The sequence below is a fragment of the Priestia sp. FW507-14D1A genome (genome assembly GCF_058781295.1).
In genome coordinates this window covers 1,400,463-1,419,658 of the sequence record NZ_JBYSWQ010000001.1, presented here as the reverse complement: position 1 = coordinate 1,419,658, position 19,196 = coordinate 1,400,463, and the positions used below count along the sequence as shown (strand labels likewise).

Annotated in this window: 19 protein-coding genes and 3 other annotated features (1 of these 22 only partly in view); of the genes, 15 read left to right on the top strand and 4 right to left on the bottom strand. The window is 39.7% G+C overall.

Annotated elements, in window-relative coordinates; translation table 11 throughout:
- Positions 1 to 104, top strand: a binding site (T-box leader) (it extends 145 nt beyond the left edge of the window).
- Positions 105 to 148: 44 nt separating this feature from the next.
- The 5 genes from thrS (at position 149) to AC3WJG_RS07770 (ending at position 3,916) form a co-directional block, all read left to right on the top strand.
- Positions 149 to 2,107, top strand: coding sequence for a threonine--tRNA ligase (gene thrS / locus AC3WJG_RS07790; protein WP_260505429.1), 1,959 nt, complete (start codon positions 149 to 151; stop codon positions 2,105 to 2,107).
- 171 nt (positions 2,108 to 2,278) lie between these two features.
- Positions 2,279 to 2,401, top strand: a sequence feature (ribosomal protein L20 leader region).
- Positions 2,402 to 2,470: 69 nt separating this feature from the next.
- On the top strand, positions 2,471 to 2,974 hold the full coding sequence (gene infC / locus AC3WJG_RS07785) for a translation initiation factor IF-3 (RefSeq protein ID WP_013059427.1): 504 nt from the start codon (positions 2,471 to 2,473) through the stop codon (positions 2,972 to 2,974).
- 21 nt (positions 2,975 to 2,995) lie between these two features.
- Positions 2,996 to 3,196 (top strand): 50S ribosomal protein L35, encoded by a 201-nt coding sequence (gene rpmI, locus AC3WJG_RS07780; protein WP_013059426.1) that lies wholly within the window; start codon positions 2,996 to 2,998, stop codon positions 3,194 to 3,196.
- Positions 3,197 to 3,235: 39 nt separating this feature from the next.
- Complete coding sequence (gene rplT, locus AC3WJG_RS07775) at positions 3,236 to 3,595, top strand: 50S ribosomal protein L20 (protein ID WP_013059425.1); 360 nt, start codon at positions 3,236 to 3,238, stop codon at positions 3,593 to 3,595.
- Between the two features lie 60 nt (positions 3,596 to 3,655).
- Complete coding sequence (locus AC3WJG_RS07770; RefSeq protein ID WP_102813837.1) at positions 3,656 to 3,916, top strand: DUF1294 domain-containing protein; 261 nt, start codon at positions 3,656 to 3,658, stop codon at positions 3,914 to 3,916.
- An 18-nt stretch (positions 3,917 to 3,934) separates the two neighbouring features.
- Here the strand turns inward: AC3WJG_RS07770 and AC3WJG_RS07765 are convergent, their stop codons facing one another.
- Entirely contained in the window at positions 3,935 to 4,312 is a 378-nt protein-coding gene (locus tag AC3WJG_RS07765; RefSeq protein ID WP_221840662.1) for a hypothetical protein, read from the bottom strand.
- A gap of 132 nt (positions 4,313 to 4,444) precedes the next feature.
- On the opposite strand from AC3WJG_RS07765, the gene AC3WJG_RS07760 reads away from it, so the two are divergent.
- Together AC3WJG_RS07760 and AC3WJG_RS07755 are read left to right on the top strand one after the other, a co-directional pair.
- A complete protein-coding gene (locus AC3WJG_RS07760; RefSeq protein WP_337133904.1) occupies positions 4,445 to 4,933 on the top strand; it encodes a dUTP diphosphatase in 489 nt (162 codons plus the stop codon).
- Between the two features lie 77 nt (positions 4,934 to 5,010).
- Positions 5,011 to 6,096, top strand: coding sequence for a M42 family metallopeptidase (locus tag AC3WJG_RS07755; RefSeq protein WP_121946064.1), 1,086 nt, complete (start codon positions 5,011 to 5,013; stop codon positions 6,094 to 6,096).
- Between the two features lie 56 nt (positions 6,097 to 6,152).
- Here the strand turns inward: AC3WJG_RS07755 and sspI are convergent, their stop codons facing one another.
- Positions 6,153 to 6,359: a small acid-soluble spore protein SspI gene (sspI, locus tag AC3WJG_RS07750; protein WP_013059420.1), complete on the bottom strand. Its 207-nt coding sequence runs from the start codon at positions 6,357 to 6,359 to the stop codon at positions 6,153 to 6,155.
- A gap of 140 nt (positions 6,360 to 6,499) precedes the next feature.
- Between sspI and AC3WJG_RS07745 the strand changes: the two genes are divergently transcribed.
- From AC3WJG_RS07745 to pheT, 3 genes are all read left to right on the top strand, one after another.
- On the top strand, positions 6,500 to 7,264 hold the full coding sequence (locus tag AC3WJG_RS07745) for a TrmH family RNA methyltransferase (protein WP_221840664.1): 765 nt from the start codon (positions 6,500 to 6,502) through the stop codon (positions 7,262 to 7,264).
- Positions 7,265 to 7,312: 48 nt separating this feature from the next.
- Positions 7,313 to 7,548, top strand: a binding site (T-box leader).
- Positions 7,549 to 7,602: 54 nt separating this feature from the next.
- Complete coding sequence (gene pheS, locus AC3WJG_RS07740; RefSeq protein ID WP_014458064.1) at positions 7,603 to 8,637, top strand: phenylalanine--tRNA ligase subunit alpha; 1,035 nt, start codon at positions 7,603 to 7,605, stop codon at positions 8,635 to 8,637.
- 13 nt (positions 8,638 to 8,650) lie between these two features.
- Positions 8,651 to 11,065, top strand: coding sequence for a phenylalanine--tRNA ligase subunit beta (pheT, locus tag AC3WJG_RS07735; protein WP_028410534.1), 2,415 nt, complete (start codon positions 8,651 to 8,653; stop codon positions 11,063 to 11,065).
- 33 nt (positions 11,066 to 11,098) lie between these two features.
- Here the strand turns inward: pheT and rnhC are convergent, their stop codons facing one another.
- The gene (gene rnhC, locus AC3WJG_RS07730) at positions 11,099 to 12,013 is read right to left on the bottom strand and encodes a ribonuclease HIII (protein ID WP_028410535.1); all 915 of its coding nucleotides are present in this window, start codon (positions 12,011 to 12,013) and stop codon (positions 11,099 to 11,101) included.
- Between the two features lie 143 nt (positions 12,014 to 12,156).
- Between rnhC and zapA the strand changes: the two genes are divergently transcribed.
- The 5 genes from zapA to AC3WJG_RS07705 all read left to right on the top strand — a co-directional run bounded on the left by zapA (position 12,157) and on the right by AC3WJG_RS07705 (position 17,854).
- Complete coding sequence (gene zapA, locus AC3WJG_RS07725) at positions 12,157 to 12,417, top strand: cell division protein ZapA (RefSeq protein ID WP_013059415.1); 261 nt, start codon at positions 12,157 to 12,159, stop codon at positions 12,415 to 12,417.
- Positions 12,414 to 12,971, top strand: coding sequence for a CvpA family protein (locus AC3WJG_RS07720; RefSeq protein ID WP_014458067.1), 558 nt, complete (start codon positions 12,414 to 12,416; stop codon positions 12,969 to 12,971). Before zapA ends, AC3WJG_RS07720 begins: the two co-directional genes overlap by 4 nt.
- Before the next feature lie 198 nt (positions 12,972 to 13,169).
- Positions 13,170 to 14,882 carry a DNA polymerase/3'-5' exonuclease PolX gene (gene polX, locus AC3WJG_RS07715; RefSeq protein WP_025750639.1) on the top strand — a complete coding sequence of 571 codons (1,713 nt, stop codon included), beginning with the start codon at positions 13,170 to 13,172 and terminating at the stop codon, positions 14,880 to 14,882.
- A 19-nt stretch (positions 14,883 to 14,901) separates the two neighbouring features.
- Positions 14,902 to 17,265, top strand: a complete 2,364-nt coding sequence (locus tag AC3WJG_RS07710) for an endonuclease MutS2 (RefSeq protein ID WP_060745468.1) — start codon at positions 14,902 to 14,904, stop codon at positions 17,263 to 17,265.
- Between the two features lie 181 nt (positions 17,266 to 17,446).
- On the top strand, positions 17,447 to 17,854 hold the full coding sequence (locus AC3WJG_RS07705; protein ID WP_013059411.1) for a DUF350 domain-containing protein: 408 nt from the start codon (positions 17,447 to 17,449) through the stop codon (positions 17,852 to 17,854).
- Between the two features lie 151 nt (positions 17,855 to 18,005).
- On the opposite strand, the gene AC3WJG_RS07700 is transcribed toward AC3WJG_RS07705, so the two are convergent.
- On the bottom strand, positions 18,006 to 19,112 hold the full coding sequence (locus AC3WJG_RS07700; RefSeq protein WP_102813844.1) for a 5-methyltetrahydropteroyltriglutamate--homocysteine S-methyltransferase: 1,107 nt from the start codon (positions 19,110 to 19,112) through the stop codon (positions 18,006 to 18,008).
- Positions 19,113 to 19,196: the final 84 nt, after the last annotated feature.

The window sequence follows — 19,196 nt, the reverse complement described above, 5'->3', positions numbered from 1 at the left end:
AATTTCCGTTATAAAACCTCGAGCCGCTTCGGGTTCTTTGGGTTATCCAAGATACGAAGAGGAAACAAGGGTGGTACCGCGTGTATACACAACTCGTCCCTTTTGATAAGGGACGAGTTTTTTGTTTTTACAAAAAGTTTATTCAGTTATGTTAAAGGAGTGGAAAGTTGTGTCAGAAGTAATCAAAATGACATTTCCTGATGGAGCTGTTAAAGAGTATCCAAAAGGATCATCAACAGAAGATATTGCGGCTTCTATTAGCCCGGGATTAAAGAAGAAAGCATTAGCAGGCAAAGTAAACGGCGAGCTGCTGGATTTACGTACGCCAATCGAACAAGATGGCAGTCTTGAAATCATTACGCAAGATGCTCCTGAAGCGCTTGAAATTATGCGTCACAGTACAGCGCATTTAATGGCTCAAGCAATCAAACGTTTATACAAAGATACAAAAGTACAGTTAGGTGTAGGACCGGTTATCGAAAACGGTTTTTACTATGACATCGATATGGAAGAATCAATTACTCCTGAAGATTTAGGTAAAATTGAAAAAGAAATGAAAAAAATCGTTAATTCAAATATTGAAATTGAACGAAAAGAAGTTTCTCGTGAAGATGCCATTCAACTTTTTAAAGAAGTTGGGGATGAACTAAAGCTTGAATTGATCGATGCGATTCCAGCAGGTGAAAAGGTTACGATTTACCAACAAGGCGAATTCTTTGACCTTTGCCGAGGCGTACACGTGCCGTCAACAGGCAAAATTAAAGAATTTAAATTATTAAGCGTGGCGGGTGCTTATTGGCGCGGAGACAGCGATAATCAAATGCTGCAGCGTATTTACGGTACTGCATTCTTTACAAAAGCAGATTTAGACGAGCATCTTCGTCTTCTTGAAGAAGCAAAAGAACGTGACCACCGTAAACTTGGTAAAGAGCTAAACTTATTTACAAATTCTCAAAAAGTAGGACAAGGTCTGCCTTTATGGCTTCCAAAAGGTGCGACAATCCGCCGTATTATCGAGCGTTATATCGTAGATAAAGAAGTAAGCCTTGGATATCAGCACGTTTACACTCCAGTGCTCGGAAGTGTAGAACTTTACAAAACGTCTGGTCACTGGGAGCACTACCAAGATGACATGTTCCCTGCAATGGAAATGGATAACGAAGACCTAGTGCTTCGTCCGATGAACTGTCCTCATCACATGATGGTTTACAAACAAGGTATTCACAGCTACCGTGAGCTTCCAATCCGTATTGCTGAGCTTGGAACGATGCACCGTTACGAAATGTCAGGAGCATTATCAGGGCTTCAGCGTGTTCGAGGCATGACGCTAAATGATGCGCATATCTTTGTACGTCCGGATCAAATCAAAGAAGAATTCATTCGTGTAGTTCGCTTAGTTGAAGCGGTTTATAAAGATTTTGGCTTTGAAAATTATTCATTCCGTCTATCTTACCGTGACCCTGAAGATACAGAAAAATACTTTGATGATGATGCAATGTGGGAAAAAGCACAAAGCATGTTAAAAGACGCAATGGATGAGCTTGACCTTGATTATTATGAAGCTGAAGGCGAAGCGGCATTCTACGGTCCAAAACTAGATGTTCAAGTTAAAACGGCTCTTGGTAAAGAAGAGACGCTATCTACGGTTCAACTAGATTTCTTACTTCCTGAACGATTTGATTTAACGTATGTAGGGGAAGACGGAAAACAACATCGACCGGTTGTTATTCACCGCGGCGTGGTGTCAACAATGGAACGTTTTGTAGCTTTCTTAATCGAAGAATACAAAGGAGCTTTCCCAACGTGGTTAGCACCTGTACAAGTTCAAGTGATTCCGGTATCACCTACGGTTCACCTTGAGTATGCAAAAGAAGTGCAAGAACAGCTTCAGCTTGCCGGTATTCGTGTGGAACTTGATTCTCGCGATGAGAAAATTGGCTATAAAATCCGTGAGGCTCAAATGCAAAAAATTCCTTATATGCTTGTTGTAGGGGATAAAGAGGTAGAGGATAAAGCAGTAAACGTACGTAAATATGGTGAGCAGAATTCAGAAACAGTGGATTTCCAAGCCTTTTTACAAAATGTAAAAGCAGAAGCATCTCGTTAATGAAAAAAGCAGAGAATTGAAATTCTCTGCTTTTTTATCTAACATTTATAAAAAACTATTGCATAAATGTTTTTCCTTTGATACAATAACTTTTGTTGTTAAAAAAGAACGAAATCATTGACTTTTGTCTTTGTTGATACTATAATAGCTTAAGTAATTGAATACTTGTTTATACAGAAGAAGAAGCACCCGCTTCTCACCTGAGTGACGCATAGAGCAGTTAGCAGGTACATCGTATCTTAATTAAAACGATAGAAGTGTGGGTGCAGTATGTACTCACACTTTTTTGTGTGAGTTAATAATCGGTCTAAGCAAGCGTATTCGCTCATTAAACCTTGGAGGTGGCTACTTATTAGCAAGGACATGATGGTAAACGAGGGCATTCGAGCTCGCGAAGTTCGTCTAATTGATCAAAATGGTGAACAATTAGGAATTAAATCAAAAAATGAAGCATTAGAAATTGCTTCACGAGTAAATCTTGACTTAGTAATGGTTGCTGCAAATGCGAAACCGCCGGTATGTCGTATTATGGACTACGGTAAATTCCGCTATGAGCAACAACGTAAAGAAAGAGAAGCTCGTAAAAACCAAAAAGTTGTAAACTTAAAAGAAGTTCGTTTAAGTCCAACAATTGATGAACATGATTTTAACACTAAACTTCGTAACGCACGCAAGTTCCTTGAAAAAGGTGACAAAGTGAAAGCGTCTATTCGCTTTAAAGGTCGTGCCATTACTCATAAAGGGATTGGCCAAAAAGTACTTGAACGTTTTTCACAAGCTTGCGAAGATGTAAGTTCAGTTGAATCGGCTCCTAAAATGGAAGGCCGCAGCATGTTCTTAGTCTTGGCACCTAAAAACGAGAAGTAATAGAACGAGGAGGAACACCCCATGCCAAAAATGAAAACACATCGTGGCGCTGCAAAGCGTTTCAAAAAGACTGGAAGCGGTAAATTAAAACGTGCTCGTGCTTACACAAGCCATTTATTCGCTAACAAATCTACAAAACAAAAGCGTAAATTACGTAAAGGTTCTTTAGTAAGCAAAGGTGATTTCAAACGTATCCGTCACTTATTAGATAACATTAAGTAATTTGGGTTGAGATAGAAACAATACAGGAGGTAAACAATTATGCCACGCGTAAAAGGCGGTACAGTAACACGCAAACGTCGTAAAAAAGTTTTAAAATTAGCTAAAGGTTTCTTCGGTTCGAAGCATAGATTATATAAAGTTGCTAATCAGCAAGTTATGAAATCTCACATGTATGCTTATCGTGACCGTCGTCAGAAAAAACGTGACTTCCGTAAATTATGGATCACACGTATTAATGCAGCTGCTCGTATGAACGGTCTTTCTTACAGCCGTTTAATGCACGGTTTAAAATTAGCAGGTATTGAAGTTAACCGCAAAATGCTTGCTGACTTAGCTGTAGCTGATGAAAAAGCATTTGCTGAATTAGCAACTGCTGCTAAAAAAGGCTTAGATAAGTAATGAATATAAAGTCTCGTCATCTTTAGATGATGAGGCTTTTTTGCTATCGGAGGACATATCATGAATGAACTGCTGCTTACCTATTTTATTGTTATTAATATCGTAGGGGTAGGAATGATGTATAGAGACAAACAAAAAGCGAAAAGACATGAGTGGAGAATTGCCGAAAGTACACTGTGGACGGTAGCTGCTGTCGGGGGAGCTCTTGGAGGACTGATTGGTATGTATTGCTATCGTCATAAAACGAAGCACACATCGTTTACAGTAGGTTTTCCTATTCTTGCTGCTCTTGACTTACTTTTCTTTTTTGTTATCAGCTGAGCACAAATGATTTTGTGCTCAGTGTAAAAATTCTCGAACGGGGCTTTTCCAGCGAATAGGAGCATTTGGATACATGTCGTGTACGTGGCTTTCCAGCAGCTTGAAATCTTGTTTTTGCAGTTCATGTAATCGAGATGGATCTGTTAACACCATTGTAATTGACACAGATTCTGGTTCATTGGGATTGCTGTATTTTTCTCCTTCAAATAAAATACCTTTATACGTTAGTAGAAAATTTTTGCGGATATTCGTTTTTTCGTCAACAACAAAAAATTGCTGATGTTCCTGTGCTGCTACAAGCTTCCGCTTTGGACTGCGAAAATGCTGAACCAGCTTTAATAGTGTGTAAGCAACAAGCGCGAAAATGAACACGCGAACGAAAACAATAACAAACATAACGCTCCCTCCTTTACAAGGCACAGTTTTCTTACTTTACGTTCGAGTTTCTAAAAAGTTTCATGATTTTTGATATAATTTCTTTATTGGTTTAAAAAGAAGAAGATATACATAATTACAGGAGTGATTACATTGAATTTACAACAGCTATTTACCATGCAGCGCCAGCTGGATCAGCATATAGAGGATAAGCATGAGCTTCATAAGGAAGATTTGATTCCGAGAAAGCTTTTAGCACTGCTTGTCGAAATGGGAGAGCTGGCAAACGAAACGCGCTGCTTCAAATTTTGGAGCGTCAAACCTCCGGCTGAAGACGCTGTTATTTTAGAAGAATTTGTGGACGGCGTACATTTTATCCTTTCTTTAGGGGTTGAAAAAGGATACGATGATTTAACTGAGTTACCAAATGCAAAAGCAAGTGATTCAAAAACAGCACAATTTTTACAGGTATTTGCACAAGTTGTTGCTTTCGAGCAGGATCAGTCGAAAGAAAACTATGTGGACATGTTTGTATCTTACATGACGCTTGGCGATATGTTTGGTTTTTCCGCTGAACATATTGAAGAAGCATACATCTCAAAAAATGAAGTGAATTTTAAACGCCAAGAACAAGGATACTAGAAATAAAGGGATGGGAAATTTTACTTCAACCTCTTTTTAGCTATAATAGAGGTATACATATGAAAGGGGTAATCCATATGACAAAGTTAGATGAAACATTGACAATGCTTAAGGCACTAACAGATGCAAAAGGAATTCCTGGAAATGAGCGTGAACCGCGTGAGGTTATGAAGAAATATATTGCACCTTATGCAGATGAAGTAACGACGGATGGGCTAGGCAGTTTGATTGCAAAAAAAGTAGGCAACGAACAAGGGCCTAAAATTATGGTAGCCGGTCACTTAGATGAAGTAGGCTTTATGGTGACTCAAATTGATGAACGCGGCTTTATTCGTTTTCAAACGGTAGGCGGATGGTGGTCTCAAGTTATGCTTGCTCAACGCGTAACCATCGTTACGTCTAAAGGAGAGATAACAGGGATTATTGGCTCAAAGCCTCCTCATATCCTGCCTCCAGAAGTTCGTAAAAAGCCAGTTGACATTAAAGATATGTTCATCGATATTGGTGCCTCTAGCAGAGAAGAAGTAGCGGAGTGGGGAGTGAAGCCTGGTGATCAGGTTGTTCCTTATTTCGAATTTACGGTTATGAACAACGAAAAGATGCTGCTAGCGAAAGCCTGGGACAACCGTATTGGCTGTGCAATCGCTATCGATGTATTAAAAGCTTTAAAAAATGAAACACATGAAAATGTTGTGTATGGTGTAGGAACGGTGCAAGAAGAAGTTGGACTTCGAGGTGCAAAAACATCCGCTAACTTTATTGAACCGGATATTGCATTTGCTGTTGATGTCGGTATCGCTGGTGATACACCTGGTGTTTCTGATAAAGAAGCATCTTCTAAAATGGGAGATGGTCCGCAAATCATTTTATATGATGCTTCCATGGTTTCTCATAAAGGACTTCGAGATACAGTGGTAGATGTGGCAGATGAATTAAATATTCCATATCAATTTGATGCAATCGCTGGAGGCGGTACGGACTCAGGTTCTATCCATATTTCAGCTAACGGGGTTCCAGCACTTTCGATTACGATCGCAACTCGTTATATCCATTCTCATGCAGCGATGCTTCATCGTGATGATTATGAAAATGCAGTTAAATTAATTGCCGAAGTAATTAAACGCTTAGACCGAAATACGGTGAACGCAATTACGTATAATTAAAAAAAGCTCATTCTCCTAGGAGAATGAGCTTTTTGCTGTACATAGGAAAAGGCTATTTATTTTAAACCGTTTTCAAGCGTTGTCAGAATTTCTTCTTTTTCTGATTCTGGAGACTTTTCCCAAAGCACCTCAAATAAAACACCAAGTCCAGGGAGCATTTTTTCTTCACCGCTTTGAATAGCGTCAGAAATTGTAGCTTCAAGCTCTTCTTTTGAGTTTCCTGAAACGTTTGCAATAACAGCATTTCGTAAATTAAGATCCATCATTTTCACCTCAGCTATCGTAAAGTTACCAATAGCTTTTGTTTTCTTTGCGATTTCTATGTACAATAAAGTGAAACTTATCTAATGATTATTGAGCAAAATGTAATCGAACTATTTATTTTTGTATAGATAAAGGAGTTATGTTTGTGAAACAAATTGATTCAGTTAAAAATCCGCAGGTAAAAGCGTGGAAAAAGCTGCATAATAAAAAAGACCGTGATAAGCAGGGCCTTTTTATGGTAGAAGGCTTTCATTTAGTCGAAGAAGCTATCAAAAATAAGGATTGCGTAAAGGAACTAATTATACGCGAACCGATTGAAGTACCAGCACAGTGGAACATAGATGGTATTGAAATAACCGTTGTAAACGAAGCAATAATCAAATTGTTATCTGACACCGAAACACCTCAAGGAATTATCGCTGTGTGTTTTCAAACGAAGCATGCAGAAATCATTCATACAGCACAGAAAGTATTGCTTTTAGATGCGGTGCAAGATCCAGGTAACCTAGGTACGATTATTCGAACTGCTGATGCTGCCGGAGTGGAGGCTATTATCGTTGGAGAGGGCAGCGTGGATGTGTACAACCCAAAAGTTGTTCGTTCAACGCAAGGAGCTATTTTTCACCTTCCAATTGTAAAAGGTGATTTACTCGAAATGATTTCACTGTTAAAAGAAAGAGGAATAGCTGTTTACGGCACGTCGCTACAAAATGGAAAGGTCTACACACACGTAAAACCTTCAAACGAATTTGCGCTGATTGTGGGAAATGAAGGAAACGGCGTAAGCCAGAAAGTGCTGGAACAAACGGATCAGAATCTGTACATTCCCATCTATGGAAAGAGCGAGTCGCTAAATGTTGCCATGGCTTCTGGAATCTTACTTTATTATTTACGCGGAATGTAGTTGCATCGAGAACGTGTTTTCACTATAATAATACAATAGTTACATATGTAAAAAACGATGAAAGAGAGCAGTAGCTTATGGCCATTTATGCAGGGAGAAAATGCCGTGACTGAAAGCATTTTTATAAATGTAATAAGTGAATTCACCTCTTGAGTTGACACTTAGACCATCTTACATAGATGTAAAGGTGTTCCGGAGATTCCGTTAACTTGAATGAAGTGAACTGTATACGTCTGTGTATATAGTTAACAAGGGTGGTAACGCGACTAATCCTCGTCCCTTTTTTGGGAGGAGGTTTTTTTATTTGTCATTTTTTACGTTAAAAGGAGGAATAAGTGATGAAAGAACGTTTACAAGAACTTCAACAAGAAGCAATTGCAAAAGTCGAAGCAGCAAGTGCTTTAAAAGAATTAAACGACGTACGCGTAGCTTATTTAGGAAAGAAAGGCCCTATCACAGAAGTACTTCGCGGTATGGGAAAACTTTCAGCTGAAGAGCGTCCTGTAATGGGAGCACTTGCAAATGAAGTGCGTGAAGCTATTGCATCTAAAATTGAAGAAAAACAAACGGCGTTAGAAGCAGCCGAGGTAGAGCGTAAACTCGCTTCAGAAACAATCGACGTAACGCTGCCAGGACGCCCTGTTAAAGCAGGTACGCATCACCCGCTAACAAGCGTGGTTGAAGAAGTAGAAGATTTATTCTTAGGAATGGGCTATGAAGTAGCAGAAGGACCGGAAGTAGAGCAGGACTACTATAATTTCGAAGCGCTGAACTTGCCAAAAGGTCACCCAGCGCGTGATATGCAAGATACGTTCTATATTACGGAAGAAACGCTTCTTCGTACGCATACATCAACTGTTCAAGCTCGTGTTATGAACAAGAATGAAGGCAAAGGACCTGTTAAAATTATTTGCCCGGGTAAAGTGTATCGCCGCGATGATGATGATGCTACGCATTCTCATCAATTCATGCAAATTGAAGGTCTTGTAGTAGACGAAAATATTCGTATGAGCGATTTAAAAGGCACGCTTGAAGTATTTGTGAAAAAGATGTTCGGTGCAGACCGTGAAATTCGTCTTCGTCCAAGTTTCTTCCCTTTCACTGAGCCGTCTGTAGAAGTAGACGTATCGTGTGCAAAATGTGGAGGTAAAGGCTGTAATGTATGTAAACAAACAGGCTGGATTGAAATTTTAGGAGCCGGCATGGTTCATCCAAATGTCCTTGAAATGGCTGGATACGATTCAACTAAATATCGTGGGTTTGCTTTTGGAATCGGTGTAGAGCGTATTGCTATGTTAAAACACGGCGTGGATGATATTCGTCATTTCTATACAAATGATGTTCGTTTCTTAGATCAATTTAAACAAGTATAAAGGAGGGACTACGATGTTTGTATCTTATCGTTGGTTACAAGAGTATGTTGACTTATCAGGCGTAACGGCAGAAGAGTTAGCAGATAAAATCACAAAAAGTGGAATTGAAGTTGAAGGTGTAGAAAACTTAAATAAAGGCATCAGCGGAGTAGTAATTGGTCACGTTGTAGAACGTGAACAGCATCCAAATGCTGATAAATTAAGCCGCTGTCAAGTAGATCTTGGCGGAGGAGAAATCGTTCAAATCGTGTGCGGAGCACCGAACGTGGCACAAGGTCAAAAAGTAGCGGTTGCAAAAGTGGGAGCTGTACTTCCAGGTAACTTTAAAATCAAGCGTGCTAAGCTTCGCGGTGAAGAATCGAACGGTATGATTTGTTCTCTTCAAGAGCTTGGCATTGAAAGCAAGCTTGTGGCAAAAGATTATCAAGAAGGCATCTTCGTGTTCCCAAGCGATGCTGAAGTAGGAGCGGATGCACTAGATGCATTAAACTTAAACGATGAAGTATTAGAGCTAGGGCTAACACCAAACCGTTCAGACTGCTTAAGTATGTTAGGTGTAGCACATGAAGTGGCTGCTATTTTACGTCGTGAAGTGAAGTATCCGTCAGTAAACGTGCAAACGTCTGATGAGCAAGCAGCTGATTATCTTTCCGTTAAAGTAGAGGCAAAAGAAGACAATCCGCTTTACGTAGCGCGCGTTGTGAAAAACGTAAAAATTGCTCCGTCACCATTATGGATGCAAACGCGTTTAATGGCAGCTGGTATTCGACCTCATAACAACGTTGTTGATATTACCAACTATATTTTGCTTGAATACGGCCAGCCGCTGCATGCTTTTGACTATGATCGTCTTGGTTCAAAAGAAATTGTTGTACGTCACGCGTCAGAAGGCGAAAAGTTTGTAACACTTGATGATCAAGAGCGCGTATTAAAAGGCAATCAGCTTGTCATTACAAACGGCAGTGAGCCGGTAGCTCTTGCAGGTGTAATGGGCGGAGCGAACTCCGAAGTAAAAGACGATACGGTAAATGTTCTCATTGAATCAGCTTACTTCAAAGGCTTAACGGTTCGCCAAGCTTCAAAAGACCACGGTCTTCGCAGTGAGGCAAGCGCTCGTTTTGAAAAAGGAATTGATCCTAACCGTACGCGTGTAGCTGCTGACCGCGCAGCAGAATTAATGGCTGAATACGCTTCAGGTGAAGTGGTAAGCGGTACTGTAGAAGTAGATACACTAACTGTGGAACCTGCTGTTGTAGCTGTGTCACTTGGCCGTATTAACGATGTGCTTGGTACAGAGCTATCAATGGAAGAAGTACAAGACATTATGAACCGTCTTCAATTTGAAAACAAAGTGGAAGACGAAACCATTGTTGTAACAGTGCCAACTCGTAGAGGCGATATTACAATTGAAGAAGATATCGTCGAGGAAGTAGCGCGTATGTATGGCTATGACAACCTTCCTACAACGCTTCCTGTAACAGTGGCAACTCCAGGAAAACTAACAGAGTATCAGCTTGGACGCCGTAAAGTTCGCCGTTTCTTAGAAGGTGCGGGACTAGCACAAACAACAACATATTCGCTAACGAGCGCTGAAAAAGCTACTCAGTTTGCACTAAATGCAACAAGTACGATTGGTCTAGCAATGCCGATGAGTGAAGATCGCAGCATCCTTCGTCAAAGCTTAGTGCCTCATTTGCTAGAAGCAGTGAAGCATAATAATGCTCGCCAGTCGGATTCTATTGCACTATACGAAACAGGCTCAGTGTTCTTATCTAAAGGTGAAGGAGAATTACCGGATGAGCAGGAGCGCGTAGCTGGTGCAATCACGGGTCTATGGCATGCTCACGGCTGGCAAGGTGAAAAGAAAGTCGTTGATTTCTATGTGATTAAAGGTGTACTAGAAGGGTTATTTGCACAGCTTGGTTTAGAGAAACGAATCTCATATGCTCCTGTTAAAAAAGACGGTATGCACCCTGGACGTACAGCGGCTGTATGGTTAGATGAAAAAGAAATTGGATACGTAGGTCAAGTTCATCCTATTGCTCAGAAACAGTATGGTCTTCGTGAAACATACGTATTTGAATTACACCTTCAAGAGTTATTAGCTGCAGATGTCGAAGAAGTTCGTTATTCAGCTATTCCAAGATTCCCATCTATTACACGTGATATTGCACTTGTGGTAGATAAAAACGTTCTTGCAGGAGAAGTTCAGCGCGTCATCTATACGACGGGCGGAGAACTTTTAAAAGACGTGACGGTATTTGATCTATATGAAGGCGAGCGTATGGAAGAAGGCAAGAAATCTGTAGCTTTCTCTTTACGATACTTAGATCCTGAACGTACATTAACTGATGAAGAAGTAGCAAAAGCACATGGTGCAGTGTTAGAGGCTGTAGAAAAAGAATTTGGTGCAACGCTTCGTTCATAAGAATAAAAAAAGAGATGTGGATTTCCACATCTCTTATTTTTTAGCTAATTTTAAAGCTTTTTCCGTATTAGCAAAATGAATTTTAGCTAAGGAGTTCAGCGCATTCACGCCATGTTTCTTAATGATTTTAGCAGCGGCGATATCAACTTGTGCGCCAGCTCCCCGAGGAATAACCATCCCGGTCTTTTCCGTCAGCAAATCCATTTGTTTTAAAAATGCGTATCTGGCAATAATGGAAGCAGCAGCTACAGATAAATGAACGCTTTCTCCTTTTGTGCTGAAAAAGACATTTTCTTTGATAATTTCTTTTTCCTTTACCACGTGTTTATAATAGGTGTTTTTTTCGACAAACTGGTCAATTAAAATGGCATCGGGTTTTTCAGGATCCAATTTTTTTAACACGTTGGATAAAGCTTTGTTGTGCAACAGAGCTTTCATTTTACCTTGTGACATGCCTTTTTCTTGAAATGCATTATACTTTTCGTTATGTAAAACAAGCAAACTATAGGGAATAAACGAAACAAGCTGCTTGGCAATTTCAATAATTTTAGCATCCGTTAACTCTTTTGAATCTCGTACTCCTAATTCTTTTAATAAAGGAAGCTGCTCTTTTTGAACATAGGCAGCAACTACGGTCATAGGACCAAAATAATCTCCTGTCCCTACCTCGTCAGAACCGATGACAGATAGTGAGCTGAAGTTTGATGGGAGGTGTGAGACAGGAGCCTTTTTCGCAGCATCTAAAGGACCTCCCCACTTAGCCGCTTCTGTTTCAGCTTCTTTTCCTTGAAAAAGTACTTTTCCAGAGCGGTACGCAGTGATGGAACAGCCGGGAGTTTTAGCTGCAAAAATACTTCCCTGCGGAAGTTTGGGCTGTAGATAGGATGTGTAATGAATCTTCATTTTAGCTATTTGATCAGCTGATACCTTAATAACAGCATGTGACATAATGCTTCACTCCTTTCGGGGTATTTTAGTTTACTTTATAAGCACTATCCCTTATGATAGCTTAAATATAGATATGTTTCCATTGAAGTCTTCTTCGTGGTATGATAGGGATTAGGATTTTTCGTGGAACGGAGGATTTTCTCGTGTCAAGACAAGATAAAACACGTGCGACAGTTGACATCTTTGGTCAGCAGTATAGCATCGTCGGTAGCGAAAGTACAAGCCATATTCGACTTGTCGCCTCTATAGTGGATGAAAAAATGCGTGAAATCAGTACTAAAAACCCTTCTTTAGATATCAATAAATTAGCAGTATTAACAGCTGTGAATGCTGTACACGAATATATAAAACTGAAAGAAGACTATGAGAGACTTGAACAAAAACTTTATGGAAAAGAGGAATGACTGAGTCAATGCTTAATATCATTTTAATTATATTGCTTCTTTTAGGCTTTGTAACCGGTCTTAAAAGAGGATTTATTTTGCAGCTCATTCATATTGTCAGTTTTGCGGTTTCGTTTATCGTCGCTTATATGTTTAGTGGAGATCTGGCAAGCCGACTTCGCTTGTTGATTCCGTTTCCGGACAATATTCAGCAGCAAAGTGTCGCATCGTTTGTATTTGATTCTGGAACGATAGAAGACGCTTTTTATCGAATGATTGCATTTGCGATTTTATTTTTTGCTACTCACATTGTACTTCGCCTTGCAGGCTCTGTTTTAACGGCTTTAACCGAACTGCCAATTCTGCGCCAGTTAAATAAATGGGGCGGAGGTGCACTTGGATTCGTTGAAGTGTATATCATCGTTTTTATTTTGTTATACATTGGAGCCGTGATTCCTGTAAGTGAAATTCAAACGCCAATTCAACAGTCTTCAATTGCAATCAATATCGTACAAAATACTCCATACTTATCGTCTGCGATTCAAGATTTGTGGACTCAGTATGGTGTAATGTAATGAAATTACAATAGCTTGTTGAGAGGGTGTGTCGAAAGTGTCATAATACTTTTGAGATACCCTCTTTTTTTATCGCAGTCTGACCTGCGGTTTTCATGAGGATAAAAATATGTCTAGATGAAAATTTGGGAGAGTACATATGTCACTCATCATGTTTTTGAAAGTTTCGTTATTATGATAATAGGCTGGTGAAAAGAGATGAATAAAAAGGATATTATTAAATTGTTAGAAACAATTGCTACATATATGGAATTAAAGGGAGATAACCCTTTTAAAATTTCCGCTTTTCGAAAAGCAGCTGCAGCGCTAGAAACGGACGAAAGAACGCTGACAGAGATTGAGGATTTTACCAAGCTCCAAGGGATTGGAAAAGGAACGGCTGCAGTCATTACAGAGTATATGGAAACAAATGAGTCAAGCGTATTAGAAGAACTAAAGCAAGAAGTTCCTGAAGGACTTATTCCTTTGCTTAAGCTGCCGGGGCTTGGAGGTAAAAAAATCGCTAAATTATATAAAGAGCTAGATATTCGAGATATGGAATCACTGCATCAGGCCTGTATGGAAAATCGAGTGCAGGGACTAAGCGGTTTTGGTAAAAAGACAGAAGAAAAAATTATCGCTGCCATTGAAGAGTTTGGGAAGCGTCCTGATCGTTTGCCTCTTGCTTTTATGCTTCCAATAGCGGAAGAAATTTTAGAAGCCCTTAAACAGATGCATAGCATTGAGCGTTTTTCTCAAGCAGGGAGCATTCGCCGCATGAGGGAGACCGTAAAAGATCTCGATTTTATTATTTCAACAGCTGAGCCTCATGCTGTCCGTGAACAGCTAGTATCGCTGCCAAATGTGAAGGATATCATTGCAAATGGAGATACAAAAGTATCGGTAACGTTAGCCTATGAGTACGATGTGTCTGTGGATTTTCGTCTTGTAGAAGATAAAGCGTTTGCCACAACGCTTCACCATTTTACAGGATCAAAAGATCATAATGTGCGTATGCGTCAATTAGCAAAAGAACGCGGTGAAAAAATTAGCGAGTATGGCGTTGAAAATGCGGAGACAGGCGAAGTTATGACTTTTGAGTCTGAACAAGCATTCTATGAACATTTTGGCCTGTCTTTTATTCCGCCTGAACTTCGTGAAGATGGAACGGAAGTAGATGCATTTATAAAGCCTCAAACCCTTGTGACCTACGGTGCCGTAAAAGGTGATTTGCATATGCACTCCACGTGGAGCGACGGGGCGTATTCGATTGAAGAAATGGCGGAAGCATGTCGCGCGCGAGGCTATGAGTACATGGCGATTACAGACCATTCTCAGTATTTAAAAGTAGCTAACGGTCTAACGCCTGAACGCATTCGTAAACAGCGTGAAGAAATTAATCGTTTAAACGCACAGTTCGATGATTTTACAATACTAGCAGGAATTGAAATGGATATTTTGCCTGATGCAACACTTGATTATGATGATGAAATGCTAGCTGAGCTAGATTTTGTTATTGCGTCCATTCACTCTAGTTTTTCGCAATCACGCGAAGAAATTATGAATCGCTTAAAGCAAGCGTTAAACAATGTTCATGTAGATTTAATCGCTCATCCGACGGGTCGTTTGATTGGTCGCCGCAACGGATATGATGTAGATATTGATATGCTAATTGAATTAGCTAAAGAAACAAAAACGGCTCTTGAACTAAACGCGAATCCAAACCGTTTAGATTTAGCCGCTGAACACATAAAAAAAGCCCAAGAGGCAGGAGTTAAAATTGCTATTAATACAGATGCTCACAATCTAGACATGCTAGAGCATATGGAAATTGGAATATCTACGGGAATTAAAGGCTGGCTTAAACCAGAAACGGTATTAAATACGTATAGTCTCAAAGAATTAACCGCCTTTTTAAATCGACATAAATAAGCAACAGGAGGAATCAGTTTTGCAATCACGTATTTTTCATGTACTAGAGTTTAATAAAGTTAAGGAACAGCTTCAGAAAAAAGTAGCTTCTTCTTTAGGCCGAGAAAAAGTAGCGAATTTGATTCCCTCGACTCAGTATGAAGAAGTAGTCAAATGGCAGGAAGCAACAGATGAAGCGACAACCGTGCTGCGATTGCGTGGCAACGTACCGCTAGGGGGCATTTTTGACGTTCGACCTAGCGTGAAGCGTGCTGAAATTGGGGGAACGCTAAGCTCTAATGAACTTCTTGATGTAGCAAGCACTATTTATGCTGCAAGACAAGTCAAGCAATTTATCGAGCAAGTAGTGGAAGACGAAGATTTACAGCTTCCAATTATAACTGAACATATCGAAAAACTAATGCCTCTTCCTGAGGTAGAACAAACAATTAAAATGAGTATTGATGAGAATGGCACAGTGCTGGACGGTGCAAGCGACCAGCTAAGAGGCATTCGTCAAAAACTTCGCTCAACGGAGTCTCGTATTCGCGAAAAGCTAGAGAGCCTTATTCGCTCCTCGTCTGCTCAAAAAATGTTGTCAGATGCAATTGTTACCATTCGAAACGAACGTTTCGTTATTCCTGTTAAGCAAGAATATCGCAGTGCGTATGGAGGCATTGTGCACGATCAGTCTTCATCCGGAGCAACTTTATTTATTGAGCCTCAGGCGATTGTGACGTTAAACAATGAGCTTCAAGAAGCAAAGGTAAAAGAAAAACAAGAAATTGAGCGTATTCTCATTGCTTTAACCGTTCAGGTAGCGGAAGTGGCAAATGAACTCCGTCAAAACGTGTATCTGTTAGGTGAGCTGGACTTCATGTTTGCTAAAGGACGCTATAGCCATGAGCTAAAAGCTTCAAAACCTAAAATGAACGACCGAGGCTATATTAAGTTAGTGAAGGCAAAACATCCTCTTATTGCACAGGAAGACGTCGTTGCGAATGATATTGAGCTAGGTGATCAATATACGTCTATCGTTATTACAGGACCAAATACCGGCGGTAAAACCGTAACGTTAAAAACACTTGGATTATTTACGTTAATGGCTCAAGCGGGTTTGCAGATTCCTGCGCTGGATGGATCGGAAATGGCTGTGTTTAAGCACGTATTTGCTGATATTGGAGATGAGCAGTCGATTGAACAAAGTTTGAGTACCTTTTCATCTCATATGGTCAACATTGTAGATATTTTACAAAAAGTAGATCACGAAAGTCTGGTCTTGTTCGATGAATTGGGAGCAGGAACGGATCCTCAAGAAGGTGCAGCGCTTGCGATTTCGATTTTAGATCAAGTATATGAAAAAGGAGCTCGCGTAGTTGCGACTACTCACTATCCTGAATTAAAGGCGTACGGCTATAACCGTGAAGGAGTGGTCAATGCTAGCGTAGAGTTTGATATTGAAACGTTGAGCCCTACTTACAAGCTGCTGATTGGTGTACCGGGTCGAAGCAATGCTTTTGAGATTTCAAAACGTTTAGGTTTAAGTGCTGAAGTAATTGAACGTGCCAAAGGCTATATTGGCTCAGAAACAAATAAAGTAGAAAATATGATTGCCTCTCTTGAAGATAGCCGCCGTCAATCTGAACACGAGCTAGAAGAAGCTGAAGAGCTAAGAAAAGAGGCTCAGAAGCTTCATAAAGAATTACAGAGTCAGATTATTGAGTTTAATGAAAAACGAGATAAGCTGTACGAAAAAGCTGAAGAAAAAGCTCAAGCCACAGTTAAAGCAGCATCTGAAGAAGCAGAGAAAATCATTAGCGATTTGCGTAAAATGAGTCAAAAAAATCATGCGCTTGTAAAAGAGCATGAATTGATTGAAGCGCGTAAACGTCTAGAAGATGCAGTTCCAACTCTTGAAAAAAGTAAAAAGAAACCGGCTGCGCCGAAAAAACAAGAGCGCACTCTTCAAGCTGGAGATGAAGTGAAAGTCTTAAGCTGGGGACAAAAAGGAACGCTTGTAGAACGAGTAAGCAATAATGAATGGCAAGTACAAATGGGGATCATGAAAATGAAGGTGAAAGAAAAAGATCTCGAATATATCAGTTCTCCAAAACCTGTAGAAACCAAGCCGCTTGCTACGGTAAAGGGAAAAGATTATCATGTAAATCTAGAATTGGATTTAAGAGGAGAGCGCTATGAAAATGCGCTGATTCGAGTTGAAAAATATATTGATGATGCTTTGTTAGCCAACTATCCGCGCGTTTCGATTATCCACGGTAAAGGAACTGGAGCTCTTCGTAAAGGCGTACAGGAATATTTGAAAAATCATCGTTCTGTTAAAAATATTCGTTTCGGAGAGGCTTCTGAAGGAGGTTCTGGCGTTACGGTTGTGGAATTTAAATAAAAGAACGCTGAAATAAAGGTGTCAGTCGATGCGCTGAACAAGCATATATGAAGATAGAAAATCCGACATGGCTCATGGACTATGCTGGGTTTTTTATCTCTTTTAAGAACGATACAAGTAAAGGAAAGAGACCTGTCAGTTCATTACGTAGAGCGTAATATAAATTAGGAGTGATGCAAAAATGAGGGATTTTTGGAAAGACCCGTATATTGAATCCGCCGCTTATTACAGCGTGGTTGTCTTGAGCATTGTCGTCTTTCTTGTTGTGTTTGAGCTCGTTACTAAGTATAAGAATTGGGAAGAGATTCAAAAAGGAAATATGGCTGTTGCGATGGCAACAGGTGGGAAAATATTTGGATTAGCTAATATTTTTCGCTATTCGATTGAGCATAACGACAATTTGTTAAGAATGCTCGGATGGGGAATATATGGGTTCGTTCTTTTACTAGTCAGCTATTTTATTTTCGAATTTTTGACGCCAAAATTTCGAATCGATGATGAAATTGAACAAGATAACAGAGCCGTTGGGTTTATTTCACTTGTTATTTCAATCGGTATGTCCTATGTAATAGGAGCAGGGATAGGATAGGAGAGAGTGATGGAGAAGTTAGCGAAAATTTTACTCGTTTTATGCGGAGTGTTTATGCTTATTGGTCTTATCTATTTATCTATATAGCTTTTCCTAACATTATGATGACAGCAAAAAAGCTGACCTTAAAGCAGGTCAGCTTTTTTAATGATTACTTCCATACGTCTTCAGCAATTGAAATCACGTGCTTTACTTTATCCCACTGCTGCTCTTCAGTAAGTAAATTTCCTTCTTCTGTAGAAGCAAATCCGCACTGGGGACTTAAACAAATTTGATCAAGAGAAACAAATTCTGCCGCTTTAGCAATTCGTTTTTTCACTGCTTCAGGATCTTCTAAATCTCCAAATTTTGATGTGATAAGACCAAGGACAATCTGAAGATCATCTCGCTTTACATGTCGAAGAGGTTCGAATCCCCCTGAGCGTTCATCATCAAATTCTAAAAATAGTCCATCTACGTTTAACTGACTGAAAATAGCTTTTGACGCATTTTCATATCCGCCGCTTGCTGTATAAGTAGACTGGAAATTCCCTCTGCAAATATGCATTGTAATGACCATATCATCTGGCTTATGCGCAATGGATTCATTGATCGCATCCGTAAAACGTTTCAGTAATTCTTGGGGCGTGAAACCTTTTGAAGCGATTTGTTCTTGTCCTTTTTCTGAGAAAAAGACTGCCCACGCAGTATCATCTAACTGTAAATAGCGGCATCCGGCATCATAAAATGCTTGAATGGCTTTTTGATATGTTTTAACTAAATCAGCAAAAAATACATCCGTATCCGAATAAGCAGACTCTTCAATATGACCTCTGAAAAACAGCATATTAGGACTTGGAATGGTGAACTTAGCTACGTGTTCTTTTCCAGCAGCTTGATGAAGAAATTTATAATCTTCAATCATAGGGTGGTGATTAAAATCTAGTTTTCCAGTTACTTTTATACCGTGAGCTTTTGTTTGGACCCCGTGAAACTGAATTCCCGACTCTGCTTCGTAAAGTTCTACGCCAACAAGTTCTGACAGAAAATCAAAGTGCCACCACGCACGGCGAAACTCACCGTCTGTGACGGCTTTTAATCCAATTTGTTTTTGCTTTTCTACGAGCTTACGAATTTCTTCATCTTCAATTGCTCGAAGCTGTTTATTTGTCATTTCCCCGTTTTCCACTTGTAATCGTGCTTGCTTGATACGCTCGGGACGCAAAAAGCTTCCAACGTGATCTGCTTTAAACGGTCCTTTAGTCAATGTTGTTGTCAATTCATACAGCTCCTTAAAAAAAATCTAATTTTTATTATATACAAAAAATTCGGATAATGTACAGGGGTAAATCCAATTTTTATT